The sequence below is a fragment of the Plantibacter flavus genome (assembly GCF_051487245.1).
Classification (GTDB): Bacteria; Actinomycetota; Actinomycetes; order Actinomycetales; family Microbacteriaceae; genus Plantibacter; species Plantibacter flavus_B.
On sequence record NZ_JAHVDH010000003.1, the window covers coordinates 194,856 to 220,906 of the forward strand.

Annotated in this window: 20 protein-coding genes and 1 tRNA gene; 4 read left to right on the forward strand and 17 right to left on the reverse strand. The window is 68.8% G+C overall.

Annotation, left to right across the window (positions count from 1 at the left end; translation table 11 throughout):
- Positions 1 to 95 precede the first annotated feature (95 nt).
- The 4 genes from treZ to KXS11_RS08035 all read right to left on the reverse strand — a co-directional run bounded on the left by treZ (position 96) and on the right by KXS11_RS08035 (position 7,420).
- Positions 96 to 1,871: a malto-oligosyltrehalose trehalohydrolase gene (gene treZ / locus KXS11_RS08020; protein WP_437385033.1), complete on the reverse strand. Its 1,776-nt coding sequence runs from the start codon at positions 1,869 to 1,871 to the stop codon at positions 96 to 98.
- A complete protein-coding gene (gene treY, locus KXS11_RS08025) occupies positions 1,868 to 4,213 on the reverse strand; it encodes a malto-oligosyltrehalose synthase (RefSeq protein WP_437385034.1) in 2,346 nt (781 codons plus the stop codon). The genes treZ and treY overlap by 4 nt, the downstream gene beginning before the upstream one ends.
- On the reverse strand, positions 4,210 to 6,258 hold the full coding sequence (gene glgX, locus KXS11_RS08030) for a glycogen debranching protein GlgX (RefSeq protein ID WP_437385035.1): 2,049 nt from the start codon (positions 6,256 to 6,258) through the stop codon (positions 4,210 to 4,212). The genes treY and glgX overlap by 4 nt, the downstream gene beginning before the upstream one ends.
- A 100-nt stretch (positions 6,259 to 6,358) precedes the next feature.
- Complete coding sequence (locus KXS11_RS08035; RefSeq protein ID WP_437385036.1) at positions 6,359 to 7,420, reverse strand: serine/threonine-protein kinase; 1,062 nt, start codon at positions 7,418 to 7,420, stop codon at positions 6,359 to 6,361.
- 246 nt (positions 7,421 to 7,666) lie between these two features.
- Between KXS11_RS08035 and poxB the strand changes: the two genes are divergently transcribed.
- Positions 7,667 to 9,403: a ubiquinone-dependent pyruvate dehydrogenase gene (poxB, locus tag KXS11_RS08040; protein WP_437385037.1), complete on the forward strand. Its 1,737-nt coding sequence runs from the start codon at positions 7,667 to 7,669 to the stop codon at positions 9,401 to 9,403.
- A 67-nt stretch (positions 9,404 to 9,470) separates the two neighbouring features.
- On the forward strand, positions 9,471 to 10,469 hold the full coding sequence (gene rfbB, locus KXS11_RS08045) for a dTDP-glucose 4,6-dehydratase (protein ID WP_437385038.1): 999 nt from the start codon (positions 9,471 to 9,473) through the stop codon (positions 10,467 to 10,469).
- Between the two features lie 385 nt (positions 10,470 to 10,854).
- On the opposite strand, the gene KXS11_RS08050 is transcribed toward rfbB, so the two are convergent.
- The 5 genes from KXS11_RS08050 to KXS11_RS08070 all read right to left on the reverse strand — a co-directional run bounded on the left by KXS11_RS08050 (position 10,855) and on the right by KXS11_RS08070 (position 15,357).
- On the reverse strand, positions 10,855 to 12,075 hold the full coding sequence (locus tag KXS11_RS08050) for a peptidoglycan DD-metalloendopeptidase family protein (protein ID WP_437385039.1): 1,221 nt from the start codon (positions 12,073 to 12,075) through the stop codon (positions 10,855 to 10,857).
- A gap of 273 nt (positions 12,076 to 12,348) precedes the next feature.
- Positions 12,349 to 13,176 (reverse strand): inositol monophosphatase family protein, encoded by an 828-nt coding sequence (locus KXS11_RS08055; RefSeq protein WP_437385040.1) that lies wholly within the window; start codon positions 13,174 to 13,176, stop codon positions 12,349 to 12,351.
- A 283-nt stretch (positions 13,177 to 13,459) separates the two neighbouring features.
- Positions 13,460 to 13,544 (reverse strand) — tRNA-Tyr (locus KXS11_RS08060).
- A 77-nt stretch (positions 13,545 to 13,621) separates the two neighbouring features.
- Positions 13,622 to 14,515, reverse strand: coding sequence for a carbohydrate kinase family protein (locus tag KXS11_RS08065; protein ID WP_437385041.1), 894 nt, complete (start codon positions 14,513 to 14,515; stop codon positions 13,622 to 13,624).
- A gap of 83 nt (positions 14,516 to 14,598) precedes the next feature.
- Complete coding sequence (locus KXS11_RS08070) at positions 14,599 to 15,357, reverse strand: lytic transglycosylase domain-containing protein (RefSeq protein ID WP_437385042.1); 759 nt, start codon at positions 15,355 to 15,357, stop codon at positions 14,599 to 14,601.
- Between the two features lie 53 nt (positions 15,358 to 15,410).
- Here KXS11_RS08070 and KXS11_RS08075 point away from each other — a divergent pair, with 53 nt between their 5' ends.
- A complete protein-coding gene (locus tag KXS11_RS08075) occupies positions 15,411 to 15,899 on the forward strand; it encodes a YajQ family cyclic di-GMP-binding protein (RefSeq protein WP_437385043.1) in 489 nt (162 codons plus the stop codon).
- 21 nt (positions 15,900 to 15,920) lie between these two features.
- Here the strand turns inward: KXS11_RS08075 and KXS11_RS08080 are convergent, their stop codons facing one another.
- The 7 genes from KXS11_RS08080 to KXS11_RS08110 all read right to left on the reverse strand — a co-directional run bounded on the left by KXS11_RS08080 (position 15,921) and on the right by KXS11_RS08110 (position 23,731).
- Positions 15,921 to 16,952 carry an alpha/beta hydrolase gene (locus tag KXS11_RS08080; protein WP_437385044.1) on the reverse strand — a complete coding sequence of 344 codons (1,032 nt, stop codon included), beginning with the start codon at positions 16,950 to 16,952 and terminating at the stop codon, positions 15,921 to 15,923.
- 68 nt (positions 16,953 to 17,020) lie between these two features.
- A complete protein-coding gene (locus KXS11_RS08085) occupies positions 17,021 to 18,067 on the reverse strand; it encodes a hypothetical protein (protein WP_437385045.1) in 1,047 nt (348 codons plus the stop codon).
- A 97-nt stretch (positions 18,068 to 18,164) separates the two neighbouring features.
- Positions 18,165 to 19,550 carry an FAD-dependent oxidoreductase gene (locus KXS11_RS08090; RefSeq protein ID WP_437385046.1) on the reverse strand — a complete coding sequence of 462 codons (1,386 nt, stop codon included), beginning with the start codon at positions 19,548 to 19,550 and terminating at the stop codon, positions 18,165 to 18,167.
- 126 nt (positions 19,551 to 19,676) lie between these two features.
- A complete protein-coding gene (locus KXS11_RS08095; RefSeq protein WP_437385047.1) occupies positions 19,677 to 20,738 on the reverse strand; it encodes a polyprenyl synthetase family protein in 1,062 nt (353 codons plus the stop codon).
- Positions 20,739 to 20,841: 103 nt separating this feature from the next.
- Positions 20,842 to 21,279 carry a hypothetical protein gene (locus KXS11_RS08100; RefSeq protein WP_437385048.1) on the reverse strand — a complete coding sequence of 146 codons (438 nt, stop codon included), beginning with the start codon at positions 21,277 to 21,279 and terminating at the stop codon, positions 20,842 to 20,844.
- 103 nt (positions 21,280 to 21,382) lie between these two features.
- The gene (locus KXS11_RS08105) at positions 21,383 to 22,942 is read right to left on the reverse strand and encodes an APC family permease (protein WP_437385049.1); all 1,560 of its coding nucleotides are present in this window, start codon (positions 22,940 to 22,942) and stop codon (positions 21,383 to 21,385) included.
- A gap of 84 nt (positions 22,943 to 23,026) precedes the next feature.
- Complete coding sequence (locus tag KXS11_RS08110; protein WP_437385050.1) at positions 23,027 to 23,731, reverse strand: demethylmenaquinone methyltransferase; 705 nt, start codon at positions 23,729 to 23,731, stop codon at positions 23,027 to 23,029.
- Positions 23,732 to 23,812: 81 nt separating this feature from the next.
- Here KXS11_RS08110 and KXS11_RS08115 point away from each other — a divergent pair, with 81 nt between their 5' ends.
- Complete coding sequence (locus KXS11_RS08115) at positions 23,813 to 25,051, forward strand: isochorismate synthase (RefSeq protein WP_437385051.1); 1,239 nt, start codon at positions 23,813 to 23,815, stop codon at positions 25,049 to 25,051.
- Between the two features lie 119 nt (positions 25,052 to 25,170).
- Here the strand turns inward: KXS11_RS08115 and KXS11_RS08120 are convergent, their stop codons facing one another.
- Complete coding sequence (locus tag KXS11_RS08120; RefSeq protein WP_437385052.1) at positions 25,171 to 26,034, reverse strand: PPK2 family polyphosphate kinase; 864 nt, start codon at positions 26,032 to 26,034, stop codon at positions 25,171 to 25,173.
- Positions 26,035 to 26,051 lie beyond the last annotated feature (17 nt).

A 26,051-nucleotide genomic window follows, 5' to 3' on the forward strand; every position in this document is an offset into this window, starting at 1 on the left:
TCACTGGCGCGAGCGCGGGCCCCCGGAGGGGCGCGCTCGCGCCAGTGAACCGCGCGCGGTCCAGCGCACCGCGCCGGCCGCAGCACCGCCCCCGGTCAGAGGTGCAGGATCGCCACCGCGTGGGGGCCGAGGCGCAGGCTCGATGCCGTCGTCGCGACGTCTCCGAAGCTGTCGAGGAGGTCGCCGACGCGCAGCGACAGGTCGACCGGCGCCGTTCCGAAGTTCACCGCCACCGCCGCCGAGCCACGACGCATGACGAACGAGCCCGTGGCCTCGTCGGCGATCGCCGTCGTGTCGCCGAACGCCGGATCGGTGAACGCCGCAACCGTTCGACGCAGCTCGATCATCCGTCGGTACCAGGTGAGCAGCGTCGCGTGCCGGCCGCGTGAGCGCTCCGACCAGTCGAGGATCGACCGTCGGTACGTCTCCGGGTCCTGCGGATCGGGCACATCGGCCTCGTTCCAGCCCATCCGCGCGAACTCCGCGATCCGCCCCTTCGCGGTCGCCTCGCCGAGCTCCGGTTCGGGATGCGAGGTGAAGAATTGCCACGGTGTCGACGCCGCCCACTCCTCACCCATGAAGAGCATCGGCGTGAACGGCCCGAGCAGGGTCACCGCCGCGGCGATCGCGAGCTGCCCGTCGTCCAGGGTCGCAGCCAGGCGGTCGCCCGTCGCCCGGTTCCCGATCTGATCGTGGTTCTGGTCGGACACGACGAGCCGCCAGCTCGGTGTCCGCTCGAGGTCGAGGCGCCGGCCGTGGTGTCGCTTCCGGAAGCTCGACCAGGTGCCGTTGTGGAAGAAGCCCTCCTCGATCACCTTCGAGAGTGCTGTCAGCGGCGCGAAGTCGGCGTAGTACCCGGACACCTCACCCGTGAGCGCGACGTGCAGGGCATGGTGGAAGTCGTCGCTCCACTGCGCGTCGAGACCGTACCCACCGGCACCACCAGGGCCACGCGGGGTGATGAGCTTCGGATCGTTGAGGTCCGACTCCGCGATGAGCGTCAGAGACCGTCCGAGATCAGCGGCGAGCGCGTCGACCGCGGCATCGAGCTCCTCGAGCAGATGCACCGCGCGGGTGTCGCGCAGCGCGTGCACGGCGTCGAGCCGCAACCCGTCGACGCCGTACTCGTCGAACCACATGAGCGCGCTGTCGACGATGAAGCGCCGGACCTCGTCGGAATCCGGCCCGTCGAGGTTGAGGCTGCTCCCCCAGGTGTTGCCAGCGCCGTCCGACAGGTACGGGCCGAATCGTGGCAGGACGTTCCCGGAGGGGCCGAGGTGGTTGTGGACGACGTCCTGGATCACGGCGAGACCGCGGTCGTGACACGCCCGGACGAACCGTCGGTAGCCGTCAGGCCCGCCGTACGCCTCGTGCACGGCCGACCAGAACACGCCGTCGTAGCCCCAGTTCCAGACCCCGTTGAAGGCGTTGACGGGCAAGACCTCCACGGCGTCGACGCCGAGGGCCACGAGATCGTCGAGCCGCTCGATCGCGCCGTCGAACGTGGCCGCCTCGGTGAACGTGCCGATGTGCAGTTCGTAGAGCACGGCGCCGATGAGCGGGCGTCCGCGCCAACCGGTACCGTCGCACGGGGTGGGGCTCGACTCGACGACCCGCGACGGCCCGTGCACCCCGTCGGGCTGCCGGCGCGAGCGCGGATCCGCGTAGGGCCCTTCGCCGTCGACGAGGTACGCGTAGTCGGCTCCGACGACGGCGACTCTGGGCGTGTCGCCGTCGAGCGCCACCCACCAGCCGTCGGCCGAGGCGTCGCGCTGCATGGTGAACCGTTCGCCGTCGAGGACGAGCTCGATCACCTGCGGTGTCGGCGCCCACACCCGGAAGCCGTCAGCGGGGCTGGTCGTGACGCTCATCGCGCGGTCTCCCCATCGTTCGTCCGGTCGTCGTCCTCGTCGTCTGCGCTGCTCCGGGTCAGCACCGCGACCGGGTACTGCTCGAGCAGCGCGCCGACCTCGACCTCGCCGCCGTCGATCTCGCGTCCGCTGAGCACGTCGATCCATCGACCATTCGGCAGGGCCACGGTGGTGTGCTTCCAGCCTCCACGTGCGGTGAGACCGATCGGCAACCGGGTCGCGACAGTGACGACACCGCCGCGAGAGAATCCGACCACGTGCTCGGCCGCGTGGCCGGTCGCTCGCAGAGGGCTGTAGTCCACGAACCGCTCCGGGTGGTCCCGTCGCAGCCGCAGGAGTCGAGTGGTCACGAGCAGTTTCGCGGCCCCGTCGGCGGCGACCGTCGGCAACCAGCCCTCGTCGATGCGGGCGAGCACCGCTCGGCGTTCACCGAAGTCGACCGGCCGACGGTTGTCGGGGTCGACCAGTGAACGGTCCCACAGCTCGCTGCCCTGGTAGACGTCGGGAACGCCGGGCATCGTGAGCTGGAGCGCCTTCGCGACGAGGCTGTTCGACCAGCCGGCCGCCTCGACGTCGGCGACCGCGTCGACGATCGCTGCGTTCGCTCGCCGGCTGTCGTAGATGCCGTCGACGGCCGCGTGCAGCGCCGTCTCGAACGCCTGATCCGGCGTGATCCACGAGGTCGAGTCGCCGGCCTCGCGCGCCGCCTTCTCGACGTAGGCGTGCAACCGATCCCGCTCGATCGGCCACGCACCGACCGCGGCCTGCCACACGAGCTGTTCGAGCCGACGGTCGGGGAACCCGTTCGCCGTGTGCAGCGCGACGGCGTGCTCGGCCCAGCGATCCGCGACCTCGCTCAGCGCGTCGATGCGGGCGCGCACATCCTCGCTCCGCTTCGTGTCGTGGGTGCTCAGCGTCGTCATCGAGAACGGCCACTCCGTCTGCCGCCGCTCCTGGCGGTGGTGGAACTCCGCCACGCTGATGTCGGTCTCAGCCGGATCGCCTCCGACCTCGGTGAGGGACGTGAGCGCGGTGAAGCGGTAGAAGGCGGTGTCCTCGACGCCCTTCGCCATGACCATGCCGGACGTCTGCTGGAACCGGACGGCGAGCGCGTCACCGGGGTCGCGAAGGCGAGGCGCGAGCGCGGCGAACGCATCGCCGAGCTCTGGTCGACGCGTCTCGGCCGTTTCGAGCGCGGCGTCGAGGTGCTCGTCGCCGAGCGGCAGGTACGAGCGGTAGACGGGGAAGGCGGTGAGCAGCTCCGCGATCGCGTCGACCGCGTCCGGGACCTCCGGCGCGAGACGGGCGAGGCGACGCACCTCGGAGCCGAGGATGCCGTCCGCGATGCCGCGCTTCGTGCTGTGGACGAGGTCGTCCCACGCCTCGCGACTCGTGTCACCTCCGGTCAGCCTCGCGAGCGTCGGCAGACCTGCTGGGTCGATGAGCACCCGGTCGACGTCGCCGAGCGCGTCGTAACCGGTGGTGCCGAGGGTCGCCCACTCCGCTGGCAGGTCTTCGGCGCCTTCGAGGATCTTCTCGACCCAGACGGGTGCTCCTCCAACGCGCTCGGCGAGACGGTCGAGGTACGCTCCGGGGTCGCGCAGACCGTCCGGGTGATCGACGCGCAACCCGTCGGCGAGGCCTGCGTCGAACCACCGGCCGATCTCGGCGTGCGAGGCGTCGAAGACCGACGGCTCCTCGACCCGGATCGCCGCGAGGGTGTTGACCGCGAAGAAGCGACGGTAGTTCAGCTCGGAATCCGCGCGTCGCCAGTTCATCAGCTCATAGTGCTGTCGGTCGTGGACCTCGCGGGCCGACGCGCCGTCGTCGGCGGTTCCCGGGGCGATCGGGAAGCGGTGATCGAAGGAACGGAGCTCGCCGTCTTCGACCCGCAGGTCGTCGAGGGCGCTGCGGTCACCGTCGTCATCGCCGAGGACCGGCAGCCGCACCCTGCCCGCACCCGCATCCCAGTCGACGTCGAAGGCCTTGGCGTGTTCGGCGTCCTGCCCGTGCTGCAGGAGATCCCACCACCAGGTGTTCTCGGCTGCGCTGGCGACCCCCATGTGGTTCGGCACGATGTCGATGAGGACGCCCAGCCCTGCGGCATGAGCCGCTTCGGCGAGCGCAGTGAGCCCCTCGGCTCCGCCGCGCTCGGGGTCGATCGCACCGTGGTCGACGACGTCGTAGCCGTGGGTGGAGCCGGGTTCCGCGCGCAGGATCGGCGAGAGGTACACCCAGTCGGCCCCGAGAGTGCGGATGTAGTCGACGAGCTCCGCCGCGTCCTGCAACCGGAAGTCGGCGGTCAGCTGGAGCCGGTAGGTGGAAGCGGGGACGGCCCTCATGAGCGGACCCCGGATCGCAGCAGGGTGAAGGACGTGCCCTGCACGATGACGGTGGACGACGTCTCGGACAGCGACTGTTCGGGGTCGCTCGACTCGACGAGCGTCCACGGCAGCCCCGGCACGGCTGGAAGCGCGAACTCCACGCCGTTCTCGGCTGCGTTCAACAGCAGGGCGAAGGACGCGGATCCGGCGTGGCGGAAGACGAAGACGATCGACCGGGCGTCGGGGTTCTCCCAGTCCTCCTCGGAGAAGGACTGGCCGTCGGAGCGGGCGATGTAGACGCGGTCGTCGGAGGTGGACTCGGGGCCCTGGCGGAACCATTCGGGCCGCAGGGCGCGTTCGGACCGTCGGAGGGCGATCATCCGCGTGGTGAACGCGAGGAGCTCCTCGTCGACGGCGTCCCAATCGAACCAGGACACCTCGTTGTCCTGGCAGTAGGCGTTGTTGTTGCCGCCCTGGGTGCGGGCGATCTCGTCGCCGCCGAGCAGCATCGGTACACCCGCAGACAACAGCACGGTCGCGAGGAAGTTGCGACGTTGGCGGTCGCGGCGGGCGTTGACCGCCGGATCGTCGGTCGGGCCCTCCGCTCCGTTGTTGCTGGAGCGGTTGTCGCTCTCACCGTCCTTCCCGTCCTCACCGTTCGCTGCGTTGTGCTTCGTCGAATACGCAGTGAGGTCGGCGAGGGTGAACCCGTCGTGGGCGGTGACGAAGTTGACGCTCGACAGCGGCGAGCGCCGGGACGCCTCGTAGACGTCGGGGCTGCCGAGCACGCGCTGCGAGAGGGTTCCGAGCACGCTGTCGGCGCCGTTCCAGTAGTCGCGGACGTCGTCGCGGAACTTCCCGTTCCACTCGGACCAGCTCGCGGGGAAGCCGCCCACCTGGTATCCGGCGGTGTCCCACGGTTCGGCGATCATCTTGATCGGCGCGAGGACCGGGTCCTGTTCGATGAGCGAGAGGAAGGCGCTGTGGATCTCGGCCGACCCGTCCTGGCGGGTGAGGGTCGTCGCGAGGTCGAAGCGGAATCCGTCGACGTGCATCTCCGTCACCCAGTACCGCAGCGAGTCCATGATGAGTCCGAGTGCCGCCGGGTGTCCGACGTTGACACTGTTGCCGGTGCCGGTGGTGTCGAAGTAGTGCTCGCGGTCGTCCTCGACGAGCCGGTAGTAGGCCGCGTTGTCGATGCCTTTGAACGACAGCGTCGGGCCCTGGTGGTTCCCCTCCGCGGTGTGGTTGTAGACGACGTCGAGGATCACTTCGAGGCCCGCGGCGTGCAGGGCCTTCACCATCGCCTTGAACTCGTCGACCTGCCCGCCGGTGTCACCGGCCGCCGCGTACTCGCCGTGCGGCGCGAAGAAGCCGATGGTGTTGTAGCCCCAGTAGTTCCGGAGTCCCTGCTCCTCGAGGTGACTGTCCTGCACGAACTGGTGCACGGGCAACAGCTCGACGGCGGTGACACCGAGGTCGGTGAGGTATCGGATGGCGGCCGGGTGGCCGAGGCCCGCGTACGTGCCACGGAGTTCCAGCGGCACGTCGGCGAGCTGCTTCGTGAAGCCCTTGACATGCATCTCGTAGACGATCGTCTCGGAGAGCGGAGTGCGCGGCGCGACGTCCGGGCCGCCGGCGTCCCAGTCGAACGCGTCCGGGTCGGTGACGACGCCCAACGCGACGTGGCCCGCCGAATCGGTGTCGTCGATGTCCTCCGGGGAGTCGAGACGATGCCCGAACTGCGCCTGCCCGCGGTCGTAGGAACCGGTGATCGCAGTGGCGTGCGGATCGAGCAGCACCTTGGCCGCGTTGTGCCGCAACCCGTTCGCCGGGTCCCAGGGTCCGTCGACACGGATGCCGTAGCGCGCGCCTGGGACGAGACCGCTCACGAGGCCGTGGAACACGTGGCCCGTCCGGCGCACGAGGCGTGTCTGCTGCTCACCCCCGTCCTCCGGGAAGACGCACACGGTGACGCTCACAGCCGTCTCCGAGTAGATGGCGATGTTCGCTCCGTCGTCACGCAGGGTGACGCCGAGGGGATAGGGGGTCGAGAGCGGCATGGCGCCCTTTCACTCGTGGCTGGCGATCCTTGCTGAGCACCGTACACCGGCGAGATGACTTCGCACGTGCAGGGCCCAGCTCAGCGGACGCCGGCCGGATTCAGAATGCGAGGATCCCGACGGCGAGACCGATCGCGAGACCCGCAGCCGCGGTTGCGGCAGCGAGCAGGAGGGCGATGCGCGGTGCGACGCCTTCGGCGGCGACGACACCGAGGCGGGCCCGCACCCGTCGAACGCGACGGACGCGGGAATCGGCCCAGATCTCGCGCAGGCTCGACGCGACCTCGTGCGCGGCGGGACGGTTCTCCGCCTTGCGCGCGGTCATCGAACGCAGCAGCGGGTGCCAGGCGGCCGGCAGTTCCGGAGGGATGACGGGGTCGCGGTGGAGGCGGGCGACCGCCGACTCGACGATGCCGCCGTCGAACTCACGCCGACCGGTGATCGCCTCGAGCAGCACGAGGCCGAGCGAGTAGATGTCCGTCTCCGTGCCGACCGTCTCGCCGAGCGCCTGCTCGGGCGAGAGGTAGGAGGCCGTCCCCGAGATCGCCTCGGTGTTCGTGAGGCGTGAACCGCCGACGAAGTGCGCGATCCCGAAGTCGGAGAGTTTGACGAGGTTCGCGTGCCCGAACGCTGCGATGTCGCTGAAGAGGATGTTGTCCGGCTTGACGTCGCGGTGCACGATCGACCGCGTGTGGATGAACGAGAGGGCGTCGGCGACCTGCGCACCGAGCGCGGCGGCGTCGCGCGGCAGCATCGGGCCGTCCTGCAGTCGGTCCGTGAGCGTCGCGCCAGGGATGTACTCCATGACGAGGTAGCGGTGCTCGACACCTCGGTGCAGGACCGATCCGGAGTCGTAGAGCTCCACGAGCCCAGGGTGACGCAACTCACCGAGCAGGCGGATCTCGCGCTCCTGCCGCAGGCGGTCGTTCGCGGTCGCAGCCTCGTCACGGAAGAGTTTGACCGCGACCGGGCGCGACAGCAGCTCATCCCGCGCGCGGTACACGTTGGCAGAGCCGCCCGAGCCGAGCTGTTCGCCGATGCTGTAGCGCCCGTTCGAGAGGCTCACCCCGGTGGTCACGAGGTCCTCCGGCTCGGTGAACATCGCTTCAGGGCCGGTGATCGAACCGGCGTGAGCCGGCGATCTGTTCGCGGATTCGGTCACGGCCGCCCTTTCACGGTGCAGTCGGTGCTGGCTGCTCAACCGTGGAATCGGCAGGCTGTTCCACCATCAACGCTACAAGCCGTTCGTCGTTCAAGCGCATTGCGCCCGGAGTGTTGAGATTCGGTCACGCAGCTGATAGGCGACTGCGAGCGGTGTCGGCCCCCTTGCGAGCGGACGACGCGGCCGAGCAGCATGGACCAGCGGGGTCGGGGTCCCGGCCGCATCGCCCAGTCGCGAGGAGCACCCATGTCCACTGTCGCCCAGACCGTCGTCGCCACCCTGCAGGCCAGCGGGGTGAAGCGCGTGTACGGGCTGCCGGGTGATTCGCTCAACGGATTCACCGACGCACTGCGGACCGACGGACGCATCGACTGGGTGCACGTCCGCCACGAGGAGGCTGCCGCGTTCGCGGCCGCAGCGGAGGCCGAACTGACGGGCGAGCTCGCGGTCGTCGCAGCGAGCTGCGGTCCGGGGAACCTGCACCTCATCAACGGGCTGTTCGACGCGAACCGGTCCCGCGTGCCCGTCCTTGCGATCGCCGCGCACATCCCGAGCGCAGAGATCGGGACCACCTACTTCCAGGAGACGCATCCGCAGGACCTCTTCCGCGAGTGCAGCGTCTACGTCGAGCTCGTCTCGGTGCCCGAGCAGTTGCCCCGCGTCCTCGAGATCGCGATGCGCACAGCCGTCGAGCGCCGCGGTGTGGCGGTCATCGTCGTGCCAGGCGATGTGATGCTGCAGCAGGCGGTGAGCGAGCACGTCGCGGCGATCCGGGCGACGTCGCCGCGCGTCCTGCCGTCTGAGCAGGAACTCGACGAGGCCGCCCGCATCCTGGGCGGCGCCAAGCGCGTCACGATCCTCGCCGGAGCAGGTACCGCGGGGGCGCACGCCCAGCTCATCGACACCGCCGACGCCTTGGCGGCTCCGATCGTGCACGCCCTCCGCGGCAAGGAGCACGTCGAATACGACAACCCCTTCGACGTCGGCATGACGGGGCTCCTCGGCTTCTCCAGCGGCTATCGCGCGATGCTGTCCTGTGACGTGCTCCTCATGCTCGGCACCGACTTCCCGTACCAGCAGTTCTACCCGGAGAAGGCGACGGTCATCCAGGTCGACATCCGCGGCGAGCAGATCGGCCGACGACACCCCGTCGACCTCCCCCTCGTCGGTACGGTGCGTGACACCCTCGACGCGCTCCTGCCGCGCCTCGAGCGTTCGACGAACCGCAAGCACCTCGAGGACTCCCTGAAGCACTACCGCAGCTCCCGGAAAGGTCTGGACGAGCTCGCGACCGCTGATCACGACGACGAACCGATCCACCCGCAATACCTCGCGACGGTCGTCGACGAACTCGCGAGTGACGACGCCGTCTTCATCCCAGACGTCGGCTCCCCCGTCGTCTGGGCGTCCCGCTACCTCACGATGAACGGGCGCCGCCGGCTCATCGGTTCGTTCAGCCACGGCAGCATGGCGAACGCCGTCTCGCACGGCCTCGGCGCGCAGGCCTCGCACCCCGGCCGTCAGGTCGTCGCGCTCGCGGGTGACGGCGGGCTCACCATGCTGCTCGGCGAACTCATCTCGCTCACGCAGAACCGGCTCCCGGTGAAGATCATCGTGCTGAACAACTCCTCCCTCAACTTCGTCGAACTGGAGATGAAGGCAGCCGGGTTCGTGAACTACGGCACCGACCTCGAGAACCCCGACTTCGCCCGCATGGCCGAGGGCATGGGCATCCACGGCGAACGGGTCGAGCGGGCCAACGAGGTGCAGGGCGCCATCCGTCGAGCCTTCGACCACGACGGGCCGGCACTCGTCGACGTCGTGACGGCTCGGCAGGAGCTGTCGATGCCGCCGTCGATCACCGCCGAGCAGGTGAAGGGCTTCACGCTCTACGCGTTGCGCACGGTGATGTCGGGCCGTGGGGACGAGCTGCTCGACCTCGCGAACACGAACCTGCTCCGCCGGATCCTGCCGGGCCACTGAAGCCCACCCGGCCTGGGGGCAGGATTCCCCCGTGCCTCTCAGGGCCGTCCGGGTAGACTCGTCTACCGTGTCCAGACTTCTCGTTACCGGCGGCGCCGGATTCATCGGCTCGAACTTCGTCCACTACGTCCTGAACAACACCGAGCACTCGGTGACCGTCCTCGACAAGATGACCTATGCGGGCAACCGCGCCTCACTCGACGGCCTCCCGGCCGATCGCTTCGAGCTCGTCGTCGGCGACATCCAGGACGCGCAGCTCGTCGACGAGCTGTTCGCCCGCCACGACGCGGTCGTCCACTATGCGGCTGAGTCGCACAACGACAACTCGCTGCACGATCCGCGTCCGTTCCTGGACACGAACATCATCGGCACGTACACGCTGCTCGAGGCGGCCCGCAAGCACGACACCCGCTTCCACCACATCTCCACCGACGAGGTCTACGGCGACCTCGAGCTCGACGATCCCGAGCGGTTCACGGAGGACACCCCGTACAACCCGTCGAGCCCGTACTCCTCGACGAAGGCCGGCAGCGACCTCCTCGTCCGGGCTTGGGTCCGCTCCTTCGGCGTGAAGGCGACGATCTCGAACTGCTCGAACAACTACGGCCCGTACCAGCACGTCGAGAAGTTCATCCCGCGCCAGATCACCAACGTGCTCGGTGGCGAACGTCCGAAGCTCTACGGCACAGGCGAGAACGTCCGCGACTGGATCCACGCGAACGACCACTCCTCCGCCGTCCTGACGATCCTCGACAAGGGCGTCATCGGTGAGACATACCTCATCGGTGCCGACGGTGAGAAGAACAACAAGGACGTCGTGGAGCTCATCCTCACGCAGCTCGGCCAGCCGGCCGACGCGTACGACCACGTCAACGACCGCCCCGGCCACGACCTGCGCTACGCGATCGACTCCTCGAAGCTGCGGACCGAGCTCGGCTGGACCCCCGCCTTCAGCGATTTCGAGGCCGGCCTCGCCGACACCATCAACTGGTACCGCGACAACGAGTCCTGGTGGAAGCCGCAGAAGGCCGCCACCGAGGCGAAGTACCAGGAGCAGGGTCAGTAACCCTCAGCACTGTATCCGAGGCCCGTCCCGCATCCGCGGGGCGGGCCTTTCGCTGCTCCGGCCTCGGCCGCTTTTCGCACACCAACACGCACGGCTCCGGGCACAACTCCTGCACCGCACGGCGCCGCGTCACAGCTGCCCTGTCAGCACACGGCCCGAAGCAGCGCCAGCGGACGGACCGCAGGAGTTGTGCACAGGACGCCGTGCCGCCCCCGCCCCCTCCGCCCCTCCGCCCCTCCCCGGAGGCACAACTCCTGCGCAAGGAGCAGGAGGGCAGGGCGATGACGCACAAGTGCTCCTCAGGACCGCGAGGAGCAGGAGTTCTGAACGGTACGGACGCGGCTCAGGGTTGGGGTGAGCTCACGGGAGGTGCGCTCTGGGGGCGTCAGTTGACGTTCGCGTAGAGCCACTCGAGGGGGTCGACCCAGGTCACGCCGTCGAGGCGGATCTCGAAGTGGAGGTGGGGGCCGGTGGACATGCCCGTGCTGCCCGTGAGGCCGATGATGGTGCCGACCTTGATCACCTGGCCCTCGACGACCTTGGTCGAGCCGTGCTGCATGTGGGCGTAGACGCTCGACACCAGCTGGCCGTTGATCGTGTGGTCGACGATGATGTTCACGCCGAGCGATCCTTCGCCGTCTTCGACGTGACGGACGACGCCGTCGGCGATGACCTGGATGGGCGCACCGTTGCCGGGGTTGAAGTCCTGGCCGTGGTGGTCGCTCGAGCAGCCGGCGCAGTCGCGGGCTCCGAAGCGGTCGCCGATCGTGACTCCGACGGCGAACGGCCACTGGATGGTCCCGTTGGGGTTGTTCGTGAAGGTGTTGGCGGGGCGAATGCCCATCGCGGCCGCGGCTTCTTCGACGGTGCTCGTCGTGTAGTCGTCGCGGGTGAAGGTCAGCTCGGCCGAACCTTCGCTCTCGAGGGACTGTGAGGCCTGGTTGCTGAGGCCGTTGCCGTCACCCAGTTCGAGCTGCTCCTGCGTGGTGCTCGCGACCGATGCCGCGACGTCTTCCGCGGTGAGCAGGGCGTTGGCGGGCACCGATGTGGCGACCGCCATGAGGGCGACGAACCCCATCGCCGCGCCGGCGAAGATCTTGGTGGTGATGCGGCGCTTGCGGGCCGGCCGCGACGACGAGGCGGGCCGTGGGGCCGACGTCGGGCGGGACGTCGCAGCGGACCGCTTCGGTGCGGGGCGACGCACTCGCGGGGCGTCTGCCGCGGGAGCGTCGGTGCTCACGGGGATCGAGGCCGTAGCCGAGGTGGATGCGGGTGCGACCGCGGGGTCTGCGATGAGCGGCTCGGTCTCGACCGGAGCTGCAGCATCGACCGGGGAGTCGACACCGGCGTCGATGGCCGCGGCGATGATCTGGTCGACCGGGTCGATGACCGGTGCGGGCTCGGAGGCCTCGACGACGCGCTCGGACGATTCGATCGGCGAGGACTCGACGGACACCTCAGCGGCTCGGCTCGTCGACACGAGGACCTCTGCCGCCGCCTGTCGCTCACGCTCGCGCAGTTCACGGCGGCTGAGCGGCGGGGTCTGCACGGGTGCAGCTGCGCTTGCAGCGGGCGTGTTCAGCTTGTCCTGAGGGTCGGGAAGCACAGGGGTGTCCTCAGGGTGGGCATGGCGTGACAAGGGGGCGGGGGCCTTTCAATGGTGCAGACAGGTGGAGAGATGATCACTCTGCGCCGGGGGAACGCAAAAGTAACGAATGCATAAATGCTAGCAACCGGTGCCTGAAAAAGCCATGCCAATGCTCGGTTTTGTCGATAAAATCCCTGATCAGGGGCATCATGAGAGTTCTGCCATGGACCCATGAGCGTCGACTCCCGCCACGCGAGGGTCGGTTTCCGGTGACGGATCACCGGGGCGCGGTCAGGCGATGGGCGTCGCGAAACCCTGCTCGACGAGCAGCCGCTCCAACACTGCGAACAGCGGCGCATCAGCCGCCATGATGAGCTGCGTCGTCGCCGGTGCGCCGTCGAAGCCCGCGACCGTCGCGCCTGCTTCCGCGGCGACGAGTGCGCCGGCGACCTGGTCCCAGGGCTTCAGTCCGCTCTCGTAGTAGGCGTCGAGTCGGCCGCTCGCGACGCTGCACAGGTCGAGTGCGGCGGAACCGATCCGGCGAACGTCACGGAACGTGCCGAGCAGGGCTCCGAGAACAGCGGCCTGCTCCATCCGGCGCGATGCCGTGTAGGAGAAGCCCGTGCCGAGCAGCGCGATGTTCGGCGCAACGTCGCGGTTCACTTCCAGGGCACGACCATTGAGGTGTGCGCCCTCACCGAGCGATGCCGTGTACATCTCACCGAGGACGGGGTTGACGACGGCGCCGGCCAGCGCCGTCCAGCTCGCCGGGTCGGGTTCGCCCTCGACGACGCCGATGCTGACGGCGTAGGCGGGGATGTCGTAGAGGTAGTTGACGGTGCCGTCGATGGGGTCGACGACCCAGGTGAGCCCGGACGTCCCCGTCGCTCCACCGGCCGCGCCGGTCTCCTCGCCGAGGAACCCGTCGTTCGGGCGCGCTGCGAGGAGTCGCTCGCGGATGAACTGCTCCGACTCGCGGTCTGCGCGCGTCACGACGTCCTCGGCGGAGGACTTGCTCGCGGCGACCTCGACGCCCTCTCGACGTCGGCGCAGGATCAGCTCTCCCGCTTCTGCGGCGATGTCGGTGGCGATCTGGAGGAGTTCTGCTGAGCCGGTCACCCCTTCAGCCTACGGCTGGTACCAGCCTGGAGCCGCTTGTCGGCCAGTACAACGAGCAAGCCCCACTCAACAGGGTGAGGCATTCTGCGCGGCGGAGCCGCTTGCCAGCTGGCACAACGAACGAAAGCCCCGGCCAGAGAGCGGCGCTTTCGTCGCGCGGCGGAGCCGCTTGCCAGCCAGCACAACGAAAATGCCTCACCCAGCAGGGTGAGGCATTCTGCGCGGCGAAGCCGCTTGCCAGCTGGCACAACGAAAATGCCTCACCCAGCAGGGTGAGGCATTTTGGTGGCGAGTGAGGGATTCGAACCCCCGAAGGCTGAGCCGTCTGATTTACAGTCAGATCCCTTTGGCCGCTAGGGTAACTCGCCGGGCGCGCCCGACCAACTTTCGAACAGCCAACCGAAAGCGCTTGATCAATATAGCCGGGGTTTGCCCGGACGCGAAATCAGGACGGAAGTTCGGGCGTTCGGAGCAGGGCGCCTTCGCTTCGGCAGGTGGCGGCGGCGATGATCATGGCGTCTTCGAGGAGCACTCCCCAGTCCGCGGCTCCCTCGGGGAAGCCGTTCTCGAGCACTGTCGCGACGCTTGAGGCGAGGGTGGCGTCACCGCCACCCATGGTGTCGACGATGGGCCCGGGGAGCTCGGCGATGGGACGTTCGACCTCGAGGTTCGCGGTGCGGACGAACGCTCCCGCTCGTCCGGCGGTGCCGAGGACGGCGTTGGTCCCGCCGTCGATGAGGCGCTGGACGAAGGGGGCGAGGGCTGCGCCGGCGAGGAGGTCGGCATCGTCGTCGCCGACTTTGACGAGCAGCGAGTTCGCGGCGAGCCGCTCGAATCCGTCGAGGAACCGTTCTGCGGAGTGCAGCATCCCGGCCCGCGGGTTCGGGTCGATCACGAGTCGGTCCGGCGCGTCGGTCACGGCGGCTTCCAAGGCCGCGGTCTGTGCGATGTCGTCGAATGGGTAGCAGCTCACCACCACGAGTCGGGCGGCGGCGATCGCCGCGTGCTCTGGTGCGCCGAAGTCGATCGCCCGGTTCCACGCGGCGGTGTTGAACTCGTAACGCGGTTCCCCGTCTGTGCGGTCCGACACGGCACGGGAGGAGCCGTTCGGGCCGACTGTGGCGACCAGCTCGACGCCATGCCCGTCGAGGAACTCGCGGATCCGGGCCCCGTCTGCGTCGTCGCCGACCATGGCGATGAGTGTGGTCGGCACCCCGAGGATGGAGAGGCCGACGGCGACGTTGAGCGCCGCACCGCCGACGAAGTCCCGGGAGCCCTCCGCGTCGCGGAACTCGTCGATGAGTGCGTCGCCGATCACGACCACACGGTTGTCTGCCACCATGACCACCTCTCTGCTGCGTCCGGGCGTCCGCACTGTCTCGCTCAGCGTAACGAGTGGAACGAGACGTCGGGGACGGCGACTCAGTCGTCGGCGGAGGGCGCGGCTTCGGCGTAGTCGTTCGCGGCTGCCGCCACGCGGCGGAGGTACTCGGGCGAGGAGTTGTAGGCCCGGATGCCCGCCAACCAGCCGTCCTCTGTCCGCATGTCGTAGTCGCTGGCCCGGCAGAGGTAGTTGGCTGCTGCCATGGCCGCGTCGTCGAGGTTCTGCGGATCGAGGACGCCGTCTCCGCTCGCGTCGGTGCCCCAGTTCTCCCAGGACTGCGGGATGAACTGGAACGGCCCGACGGCGCGATCGTGCTTCGTGTCGCCGTCGATCACGCCGTCGTCGGTGTCGGTGATCTCCTCGGTGTCGCCACCGTCGAGAGGCACGCCGAAGATCGGTGGTGTGACGACGCCGTCTTCGCCGAGCGTCGAGCCGTCGTGGCGTCCGTGGTCGCTCTCAGCGAAGCCGACCGCGGCGATCGTCGTCCACCCGATCCCGCACTCCGGCGTGAGCTCGGTCTTCCGGATCGCCGCACCCGCATAGGACCGGAGCGCTCGTTCCGGGATGCCACTCGCCTCCGACACCGCGGTGATCCACGCCGGGTCGGCGAGGTCGACGTTGGCGACGCCGCCATCCGGTGCGTCGCTCCTCGGTGGGAGCTCGACCGGGACGGCGTATGGGATCGGTTCCGGTTCGGGCGCGCATCCGGGCAAGGACACGGCCGCGACGAGGAGCACCGCACCGACGATCACTCGTCGACGGGCGTCGTCCAGTCGGTGCTTCTCGGGGCTGCGCATCGCATCCAGCCAACCACACCCGCCTGGTCGGACGCCCCGGTAACATGGGCTGCATGGCAGATTCATCGTTTGACGTCGTGAGCAAGGTCGACCAGATGGAGGCGGACAACGCCCTCAACCAGGCGCACAAGGAGGTCGAGCAGCGGTACGACTTCAAGAACGTCGGTGCGTCGATCGCCTGGAGCGGCGAGAAGGTCCTCATGAAGGCCAACACCGAGGAACGCGTGAAGGCCATCCTCGACGTGTTCGAGTCGAAGCTCATCAAGCGCGGCATCTCCCTGAAGAGCCTCGAGGTCGGTGATCCCTACCCGAGTGGCAAGGAGTACCGGATCGAGGCGACCCTCAAGGAGGGCATCAGCCAGGAGATCGCGAAGAAGGCCAACAAGCTCATCCGCGACGAGGGTCCCAAGTCTGTCAAGTCGCAGATCCAGGGCGACGAACTGCGTGTCTCCTCGAAGAGCCGTGACGACCTCCAGGCCACCATGGCACTGCTGAAGGGCGCCGACCTCGACATCGACCTGCAGTTCGTCAACTTCCGCTGAGTCCGAACCGCCGCGACGAGGTCAGCCTCGACGCGGTGTGGCGAGGTATCCGCGCCCCCAGGTGACGATCTGTTCGAACGCGCGCTGACGCACGGGTTCGTCCGACAGGAACACGTCGTGCAGCGCGCCGTCGAGTCGCACGATCGTCACGGTGTCGCCGAGGTCGAGTGCGCGTTCGGCGACGGCGTCGACGTCGAGGGCCGTGTCGCTGTGCATCATCGAGTCGTTCCAGCGCGGCAGGAGGGCACTGCGCGCTGAGAGCAGGGTCAGGACGGGGATCCGGAGCGAGAGACCCGCATCGACCGTGCGGTGCCCGGTCAGGATCGCGTTGAGCCAGCCGGGGTGCAGGCGGAAACCGTGCACGGGGCGCCACGTGAGGTCGTAGTCCCAGGCACCGTCCATGGTCGACGACACGGAGCGAGTGTAGAAGCCGAGGTCGACAGCCGGGAGCTGCGCGCGCGGGTCGATCCGCGATCCTGCCTGGATGAGCGGGGCGATCGCGAGACGCCCGAGCTGTCTGGCTTGGAACTCCAGCCACGGGCTGTTGAGGACGAGCCCCGCGACACGATCCTGGTTGCGTGCCGCCCACAGGCTCAGGGTGAGCCCGCCCGTCGAGTGCCCGAGCAGCACGAGTCGGCGACGCGAGCCTCGGCCGTTCGCGCGATCCTCCGCGCCGTGACCGATGACCGACAGCGCCGCCTCGATGTCCTCGTCGTAGATCGAGAGGTCGTCGATGTAGCCGGGCGTCTGGTGTGCACGCAGGCTTCGACCGTACTTCCGGAGGTCGAGGGCGTAGAACCGCGCGCCGTGCCTGCCCCAGAACCGGGCGAGGTGTCGCTGGAAGAAGTAGTCGGACCAACCGTGCACGTACAGGACGTCGATACCGTCCGCGACGTCCGGGAGGAGGAACTCGCCGAGCTGTTCGATGGCCGGCATCCGGTAGCGGACGAGCGTCGCGACGACCTCACCCTCGTCATCCGGTTCGAGTGGAAGCGTGCGCTGCTGGAAGCCGTCGCCGAGGATGTCGGCGACCCACCCCCGGGAATCGACCATGGGCCAACGCTACCGCGAGTGGAGCGGAGGCGGGTCGGTCCGGACTCCTCCGGACCGACCGACCCGCGCTACTGCTGGTACGGGTTGTGCTGCGGCGGCTGGTTCTGGCCCTGCTGGAACTGCTGGGGCGCCTGCTGCTGGAACTGCTGGGGTGCCTGCTGCTGGAACTGCTGCGGCTGGCCCTGTTCCGGGTAGGACGACTGCGTCGGCTGCTGCGTCGGTGCGTCGGCGAGGCCCGCCGGGGCGACGAAGCGGGTGACGAGCACGGCGCCGACGGTGAGGAAGCCCGCCAGGGTCACCCCGTAGAGGATGGGCGACAGGAAGCCCTGGTTCACGAAGAACGCCGGGGAGCCGTACTGCTCGACCACACCGCGGACGATCGTGACGAGCAGGACGACGACGAGCATGACGCCCGTGCCGACGGCAGCCGCGAGCCCGACGGCCTGCAGGAGGTCACGCGCCGTGCGCACCCGGGTCAGCGGACGCACCTGGATGAGGATGAGGGCCGCGCCGGCACCCCACAGGGCGATGTTCAGGAGGTTGGCGCCGAAGCTCAGGAAGATGTCGCCGAACGTGTAGTACTCCGACAGGCTGAAGAACGAGCCGATGAGCGAGACGAAGGCGACGGCTGCCGCGATACCCGCTGCGATGCCGACGGAGACGAGCGCCAGACGGGTTTCGCGCGCGCGCGGCCCCGGGGCCTTCGGAACCGGGGCGTACTGCGGCGCACCGTACTGCGGCTGCTGGCCGTACTGAGCCGTCGGCTGGCCGTACTGACCCGTGTCCTGCTGGCCGTACTGACCCGTCGGCTGTTGGCCGTACTGGCCCGTCGCCTGCTGACCGTACTGACCGGTCTCCTGCTGACCGTACTGACCGGGATGCTGCGGCTGGCCGTACTGGCCCGGTGCATGCTGCGGCACCTGCTGGCCGTACTGCGGCGCCTGAGGAACCTGGGGCTGCTGGCCGGTCTGGTCCCACGACTGCTGTGGCGACTCCTGCTGCAGCTCGCCGTAGCGCGGCTGCTGAGGTGCCTGCGCGGCTGCCGGCGGCTGCGACGGCGGCACCGGGGTCGGCTGCTCCGACGGGACGTTCTGAGGGGCGTTTGAGTCGGTCATCCGTCCAGCATAGTGACAGGAGTTCCCTCGAACAGGGGTGGGAACACCAGATGCCGGGTGCCTCGACATGAGGTACCCGGCATCCGGACCGAACGCGTCAGGCCGAGGGTGCGTCGGAAGCCTGCTGCTCCTCGCGCGAGATCGCCACCATCTCATCGCGCGGGACGACCTTGATGCGTGCGCGGCCGTGCGGCTCGCCGAGAGCGATCTCATGGGCGTCGAGATGGTGCCAGCCCTCGAGGTCCGTGTACCGGACGCCTCGAGAGTTGAGGAGCGCGACGACCGACTCCTCGCTCGGTTCAGCGGGCGTCCACCAGTCGGCCTGGTCGTTGATGACGTGACTGATCGTCTCCATCGCGTCGGACTTCGTGTGTCCGATGAGCCCGACCGGCCCGCGCTTGATCCAGCCGGTGGCGTAGACACCGGGCACGCGCTCGTTGCTGCCCTTGTGCAGCACCTTGCCCTCGTGGTTCGGGATCACGCCGTGCTTCTTGTCGAAGGGCACACCGTCGAGCGGGCTGCCGAAGTACCCGACGGCACGGTAGATCGCTTGGATCGGGAGTTCGCGGATCTCACCCGTACCCTCGACGCCCCCCTGGCCGTCGGGACGCGTGCGCTCGTAGCGGAAGGCCGCGACACGTCCGTCGCCACCGTCCACGACCTCGACCGGCTTCGCGTAGAAGTGCAGGTGCAGACGGCGGGACGCCTGACCGACCTCACGGGTGCGCCACTGCTGGAGCACACGGTCGATGACCATGACCTGCTTGTTGCTCGCGACGGCGGCCTTCGACGCCTCGTCGTAGTCGAAGTCCTCGTCGTGGAGGATCATGTCGACGTCGTTCAGTTCGCCCAGCTCGCGGAGCTCGAGCGGCGTGAACTTCACCTGGGCGGGTCCTCGACGACCGAAGACGTGCACGTCGGTGACGGGCGACTGCTTGAGCCCCTCGTGGACGTTGTCCGGGATCTCGGTGGACAGCAGGTCCTCGGGGTGCTTCGCCAGCATCCGCGCGACGTCGAGTGCGACGTTGCCGTTGCCGATGACGGCGATCGACTCGGCCTCGAGCGGCCAGGTGCGCGGGACGTCGGGGTGTCCGTCGAACCAGCTGACGAAGTCTGCAGCGCCGTAGGAGCCGTCGAGCTCGATGCCCGGGATGGCGAGCGGTGCGTCCTCGACGGCACCCGTGGAGAAGATCACGGCGTTGTAGTGCCGCTTCAGGTCGTCGAGGGTGATGTCCTCGCCGAAACGCACATTGCCGAAGATCCGGATGTCACCGCGGTCGAGCACGTCGCGGAGCGCGTTGATGATGCCCTTGATGCGCGGGTGATCGGGCGCGACGCCGTAACGGACGAGACCGTAGGGCGCGGGGAGCTGCTCGAAGAGGTCGATGGAGACGTCGAACTTCCGCTCCGCTTTGAGGAGGATGTCTGCCGCGTAGATGCCTGCGGGTCCTGCTCCGACGATGGCCAGCCTGAGCTTGGTCACGGTGCTTCCTTTCGTGTCCCCTCGAGGGGTTCCGGGTGCGGCCGGAGATCACTCCGACCGTGCTGTGTTCGAGTCACGTCCACCCGCACCGCACGGGATCCTGAGCTCCCCGGCGCGGTGCCGGCGTCAGCTCCTTCGGTCGACGATCGCCTCGGCGAAGTGCACGAGCGACTTCTTCACGGAGCCGTCCGGCAGAGCGGCGAGGGCGGCGACGGCCTCACGGGACCACTGCTTCGCCTCGGCGAAGGTGCGGGCGGTGACGGCGTGATCGCGCAAGGTGGCGACGAGCGCTGCGAAACGGACCGGGTCGTGCTCAGGCTCTGCGACCTCGGCGTCGATGCGGGCGACGAGTGCCGCGGCCTCTGCGTCGGTGGCGGCTTCACGACGCAGGTACAGCATCGGGAGCGTGACGACACCGGCGCGAAGATCGGTGCCGGGGACTTTGCCGGTCTCCTCGGGCTGGGGCGAGAGGTCGATGACGTCGTCGATGAGCTGGAAGGCGATGCCGACCTTCTCGCCGAACTCCACCACCGCGCGTTCGTACTCGGCGGGGGCGTTCGAGAAGATGACGCCGCTCTGGGCCGCGGCTGCGATGAGCGAACCGGTCTTGTCGGCCAGGACCTGGAGGTAGTGCTCGACCTCGTCTTGACCGGGACGCGGTCCGGTCGTCTCGTGCAGCTGGCCGAGGACGAGGCGTTCGAAGGTGGCGGCCTGGATGCGGATCGCGCGCTCACCGAGATCGGCCATGAGCTGGCTCGCGCGGGCGAAGAGCAGGTCGCCCGTGAGAATGGCGGTGTTGTTGCCGAACACCTGGTGGGCGCTCGGCACTCCGCGACGCTTGTCGGCGTCGTCCATGACGTCGTCGTGGTAGAGCGAGCCGAGGTGCGTGATCTCGATGGCCTCGGCTGCCGTCAGAACGTCCTCGGTGATGCCGTCGCCGAGTTGGGCGATGAGGAGCGTCAACAGCGGTCGCACGCGCTTGCCGCCGGCCTCGAGCAGGTACCTGGCGGTGACGTCCACGAGGTCGTCGGTGAAGGCGAGCTGCTGCGCCAGACCGATCTCGAGGCGGTCGATGCCGTCGTCGATGGTCTTGGCCAGTTTGCGATCGGAACCGGTCGCGAACATGCGCTCGGCCAGCCCGACCGAGCTGGCCAGGCTGCTGACACGGCGGGTCGCGCTGGGATTCACAGCACTAGCCTAGCCGGGGCAGCCGCTCCGGTGCGCCCGAGCGGGCGAATCCACGGGCTCGTACCGGCCGATTCGCAGCTGTGGTCGGACCACAGACCTGCGATCAGCGGAGTTGGATGCCGTCGGAGTCGTAGAACGCGAGGTGCGGGAACTCGTGGGCGAGCTCCAGGAGCATCGTGTAGCCGTCGGCGTTGAGTGGCGGCCAGGTCCACGCGTCGACTCCGGGGGCGGCGGGGAGGGCGGCCCGGAACAGGCCGGCCTCGGCCCCCGTGCCGAGGTGCTTCGGCGGCACGACGACCATCTCGATGCGCGCGGACGGTCCCGACACGACGAACTGGAGGCGGGCGCCCGTGCCGTCGTCCCGCACGATGAAATCGCGCGTCCCCGGAGTCTCCGGCGGGATCTCCGTGACCTCGTACCGTTCGTACGGCTTCCCGAACGCCGACTTCGCCCGCCGCGCGTTCATGATGATGACGACGAGCACGAGGCCGACGATCGCGATGCCCCAGATCCACGGGCCACCAGGCAGGTTGTCCAACATGCCACCAGTATGCCGGTCCAGCCTGGACGCGTCGTGGCTCTCGGAGAGGCTCAGTGACCGGTGCGGACGACGAGGGCCCGGTCGCCGAGCCTGTCGAGGTGCGTCAGGTCAGGCCACCGTCGACGGAGCGACCGTACTCGGCAGGGTCCTCGGGCACGAGCACCTCGGTGTCCCGGTTGAGGCTCTCACCACGGAAGAACGGCTTCGACGACCTGCGGGAGTACCAGAGCAGCATGAGCACGAAGCCGAACGCCAGCGAACCGACCCCGATCACGAACGTGCCGCCGACACCGAACAGGACCGTGTACCCGTAGTCCACGTCGAACATGTCGATGCAGCTCTGCACGAAGGCGAAGGTCAGCATGAGCGCACCCAGCAGGGGGAAGAGGCCCTTGAAGAAGAAGTCGCGTGCCGACCGGAACAGGTCCTTCCGGAAGTACCAGACGCACGCGTACCCCGTGATGCCGTAGTAGAACGCGATCGCGAGCCCGAGGGACAGGATCGAGTCGGCGAGGATGTTCTCGCTCACGAACGTCATGCCCACGTAGTACACGATCGCGACGATGCCCATGACGAGCGTCGAGAAGGACGGCGTCTTGAACGTCGGGTGCACCGTCGAGAACCGCTCGGGCAACGCCTTGTAGGCCGCCATCGCGAGCGTGCCGCGCGCCGTCGGCAGGATCGTCGTCTGCGTCGACGACACCGCCGAGATGAGGACGGCGACCACCAGGATCCAGGCCCACGGCCCGAGGATGAGGTCCTTCAGCGCCAGGAAGATGTCGTTCGCGTTGTCCTCGTTGCCGAGGCCCGTGCCGCTGTCGCCGAGTCCCGCGTAGACCATCGCCGCGACCGTGACCGTGACGTACGTCACCAGCAGGATGACGGTGGAGATGAGCGCCGCACGGCCGGGGATCTTCTGCGGGTCCTTCGTCTCCTCATTGAGGGCGAGACAGGTGTCCCAGCCCCAGTAGATGAACAGCGCGAGCAGCACCGCCTCGGTGAAGGCGTGGAAGTCGGTGAACGCGAACGGGTTGAACCAGTCGAGCGACACCGGCGTCGCGTCGGGGGCCGATCCGTTCGCCGCGCCGATGAAGGCGAAGACGGCGAAGAGGACGAGCGCCAGGTACTGGACGGCGAGCAGGATGTTCTGGATCCGTTCGCCGAGCTCGATGCCGCGATAGGACACCCACGTCATGAGCGCGATGAACACGACGCCGGTCGCGGTGACGAGCGGCACGTTCGAGGCGAGCGAGCCGTCACCGATCAACAGCCACAGGTACTGGCCGGCGATCTGGGCGAGGTTCGCGAGCACGACGATGCCGGCGAGCGCGACACCCCATCCGCCGATCCAGCCGATGACCGGGCCGAAGGCCTTCGTCGCCCAGGTGAACGTGGTGCCGCAGTCGGGCACGTCACGGTTCAGCTCGCGGTACGCGAACGCGATGAACAGCATCGGGATGAACGCCACGATGAACGCGATGGGCGCTTGCGCCCCGACAGCGAGCACCACGAAGCCGAGGGTGGCGACGAGTGAGTAGACGGGAGCCGTGGAGGCCAGCCCGATGACGACCGAGCCGAACAAGCCGAGCGTGCCGGTCGCGAGCCCCTTGCCACCCGTGGGTGGTCCCGACTGCGGCGCGCGTCCCGTGTCGTGTGCTGTCATGACCGAAACCTAGGGCCGGGCGCTCCCGGTGTCAATGGACCCGAGCGGGTGCCATCAGCTGGAGGGCGCCCGGGAGGCTCCGGCTCAGCGGGGCTTGAGCCCGCGGTGCAGCGCCACGATGCCGCCGGTGAGGTTGCGGTAGGCGACCTGCTCGTAGCCGGCTTCGCGCAGCCAACCGGCCAGTTCGGGCTGGCTGGGCCACGCGCGGATCGAATCGTTGAGGTAGGTGTACGCCTCGGCGTTCGAGGAGGCGACCCCGGCGACCAGAGGCATCACCCGGTCGAGGTAGAGGTTGTACGCGGCACGCATCGGAGCCAGGGTCGGCGTCGAGAACTCGCAGATGACGATGCGTCCGCCGGGCTTGGTGACGCGCAGCATCTCCGCCAGCGCGTCCTTCGGACGGACCACGTTGCGGAGACCGAAGGAGATCGTCGTCGCGTCGAACTCCTCATCGCCGAACGGGAGTTTCGTGGCGTCCGCCTCGACGAACTCGATGTCGCGGCGGTCGGCGTACTTCGCGCGGCCGACGGCGATCATGCCCGGGGAGAAGTCGGCGGCGACGACGTGGGCACCGTTCCGGGCGAGCGACGCGGAGGAGGTGCCGGTGCCGGCGGCGAGGTCGAGAATGCGCTCGCCGGCCGCAGGACCGACAGCACGCGTGGTGGCGACACGCCACAGTGCGTCGTTGCCGACGGAGAGGACCGCGTTCATGCGGTCGTACTTCGTCGAGACGTCGTCGAACATGGCCGAGACCTGCTCGGGCTGCTTGGAGAGGTCGGCGCGGTTCACCCGTCCATCCTACGTCGGCAAGACCTGGCAGAGCCCCGCAGCGACCGGGGAGGGAGGGTCACCGCACAGGCGTAGGGTTGGATGGTGACCATTCCCCTGACCTCGTCACTGGTCGCAGAGACCGTCGCGATCGACGACCCGCGCCAGCTCCTCCCCTACGCCGACCAGGCGTCCCCGATCCTCTGGCAGCGCAAGGGCCACGGCATGGTCGGCCTCGGTGAGGCGCTCCGACTGGAGTTCACCGGCCCCGACCGGTTCACCCGGGCAGCCGCCGCCTGGCGCGAGGTGGCCGCGGCCGCCGCGGTCACCGACCACGTGCGTCGGCCGGGCACCGGTCTGGTCGCGTTCGGCACCTTCGCGTTCGACGACACCTCGACGGCGACGAGCGTCCTCATCGTCCCTCGCACGATCATCGGGCGGTACGCCGACGTCAGCTTCATCACCCGGATCTCCGCCGCCGATCAGACCGGTGCGGAGCCCGACGTCACCGGCTACGGCCCCGAGTACCGCCTCCAGCTCGTGCCAGGCGTGCAGACCCGCGAGGGCTACGTCGCAGCCGCCGAGCAGGCCGTCGCCCGGATCCGAGCGGGTGAGCTCAGCAAGGTCGTGCTCGCCCGCGACCTCACCGGCCACCTGCCGGCCGAGGCCGACCTGCGACGCGTCCTGTTCGACCTCGCGCTCGGCTATCCCGACTGCTGGACCTACGCGGTCGACGGCTTCATCGGTTCGAGCCCGGAGACCCTCGTCCGGGTCGACCGCGGCACGGTCTCGGCTCGTGTGCTCGCCGGGACGATCTCCCGCGGACCCGACGCCGACAGCGACCACGACCAGGCGGTGGCACTCGCGACGAGCACCAAGGATCAGGACGAGCACCAGTTCGCCGTGCAGTCCGTCCTCACGGCGTTGCAGGCGCACAGCTCGCAGTTGCGCCGCAGCGACATCCCGTTCACGCTCAAGCTCCCGAACCTCTGGCACCTCGCGACCGACATCGAGGGCCGTCTCTCCGACGGCTCTTCAGCCCTCGACCTGATCGACGGTCTGCACCCGACCGCTGCGGTCGCCGGCACGCCGACACCCGATGCGCTGGAACTCATCCGCGAGCTGGAACCGTTCGACCGCGGGCGCTACGCCGGCCCGGTCGGTTGGGTGGACGCCTCCGGCGACGGCGAATGGGCCGTCGCGCTGCGCTGTGCCCAGGTGGACCCCGACGGCGACATCACGGCATACGCGGGCTGCGGCATCGTCGCCGACTCCGACCCGGCCGCCGAGCTCCTCGAGACCAAGATGAAGTTCCGTCCCATCGTCGAGGCCTTCGGTTAAGTTCAGAATTCAGGGAACTTTCCCGCGCCGCCGCGCGGCAACGCCGAATCCGAGCGGAAATCGGACACTCCCGCGCATGAACCGGCACATTCCCTGAATTCCGAACAGATCGGAGACGGTCACGTGGCGGCGAGACGGGCCCGCTCGACAGCGATGTCGTAGTCTGCCGCCGGCCACTGGGGGTCGATTCCCTCGAGCGCGTCGAGGAGCAGCCGCTGCACGGCGATGCGTGCGTACCACTTGTGATTCGCGGGGACGACGTGCCATGGAGCCAGTGCGGTGCTCGTCCGCTCGAACACCGTCTGGTACGCCTCCTGGTATGCCGGCCACAGCTCGCGCTCGTCGACGTCGCCAGGGTTGTACTTCCAGTACTTGTCCGGCCGGTCGAGACGCTCTGAGAGACGCGCCTTCTGTTCGTCCGCGCTGATCTGCAGCATCACCTTCACGACCCGGACCCCCCGACCGACGAGACCCTCCTCGAAGTCGTTGATCGCACCGTAGCGCCGTTCGATCTCCGCCGCGTCCGCGAGCTGGCGGACCCGACCGATGAGGACGTCCTCATAGTGCGAACGGTCGAACACCCCGATCTGCCCGCCCGCCGGAACCTGCGACTCGACCCTCCACAGGAAGTCGTGAGCGAGCTCTTCAGGCGTCGGCTTCTTGAAGGCGTAGTGGCGCACGCCCTGCGGATCGACGGCGCCGACGACGTGGCGCACGATGCCGCCCTTGCCCGCCGTGTCCATCGCCTGCAGCACGAGGAGGACGGCGTCCGGCGCACCCTGCGTGCTCGCGGCGAACAGTCGCTCCTGCAATTCGGAGAGCGTCGGTACGCCGGCTGCCAGCTCACGTTCAGCGTGCTTCTTCCCCGCGTCGAAGCCGGGAGTCGACTCGGGGTCGACGTCTCGGAGGTGGAACCCATGACCGACGCGCAGAGCGTCCCGAGGAGGCGTGGACCAGGAGGATGCGTGCTTCGTTGCCGTCATCCGCCCATTGTGGCCGG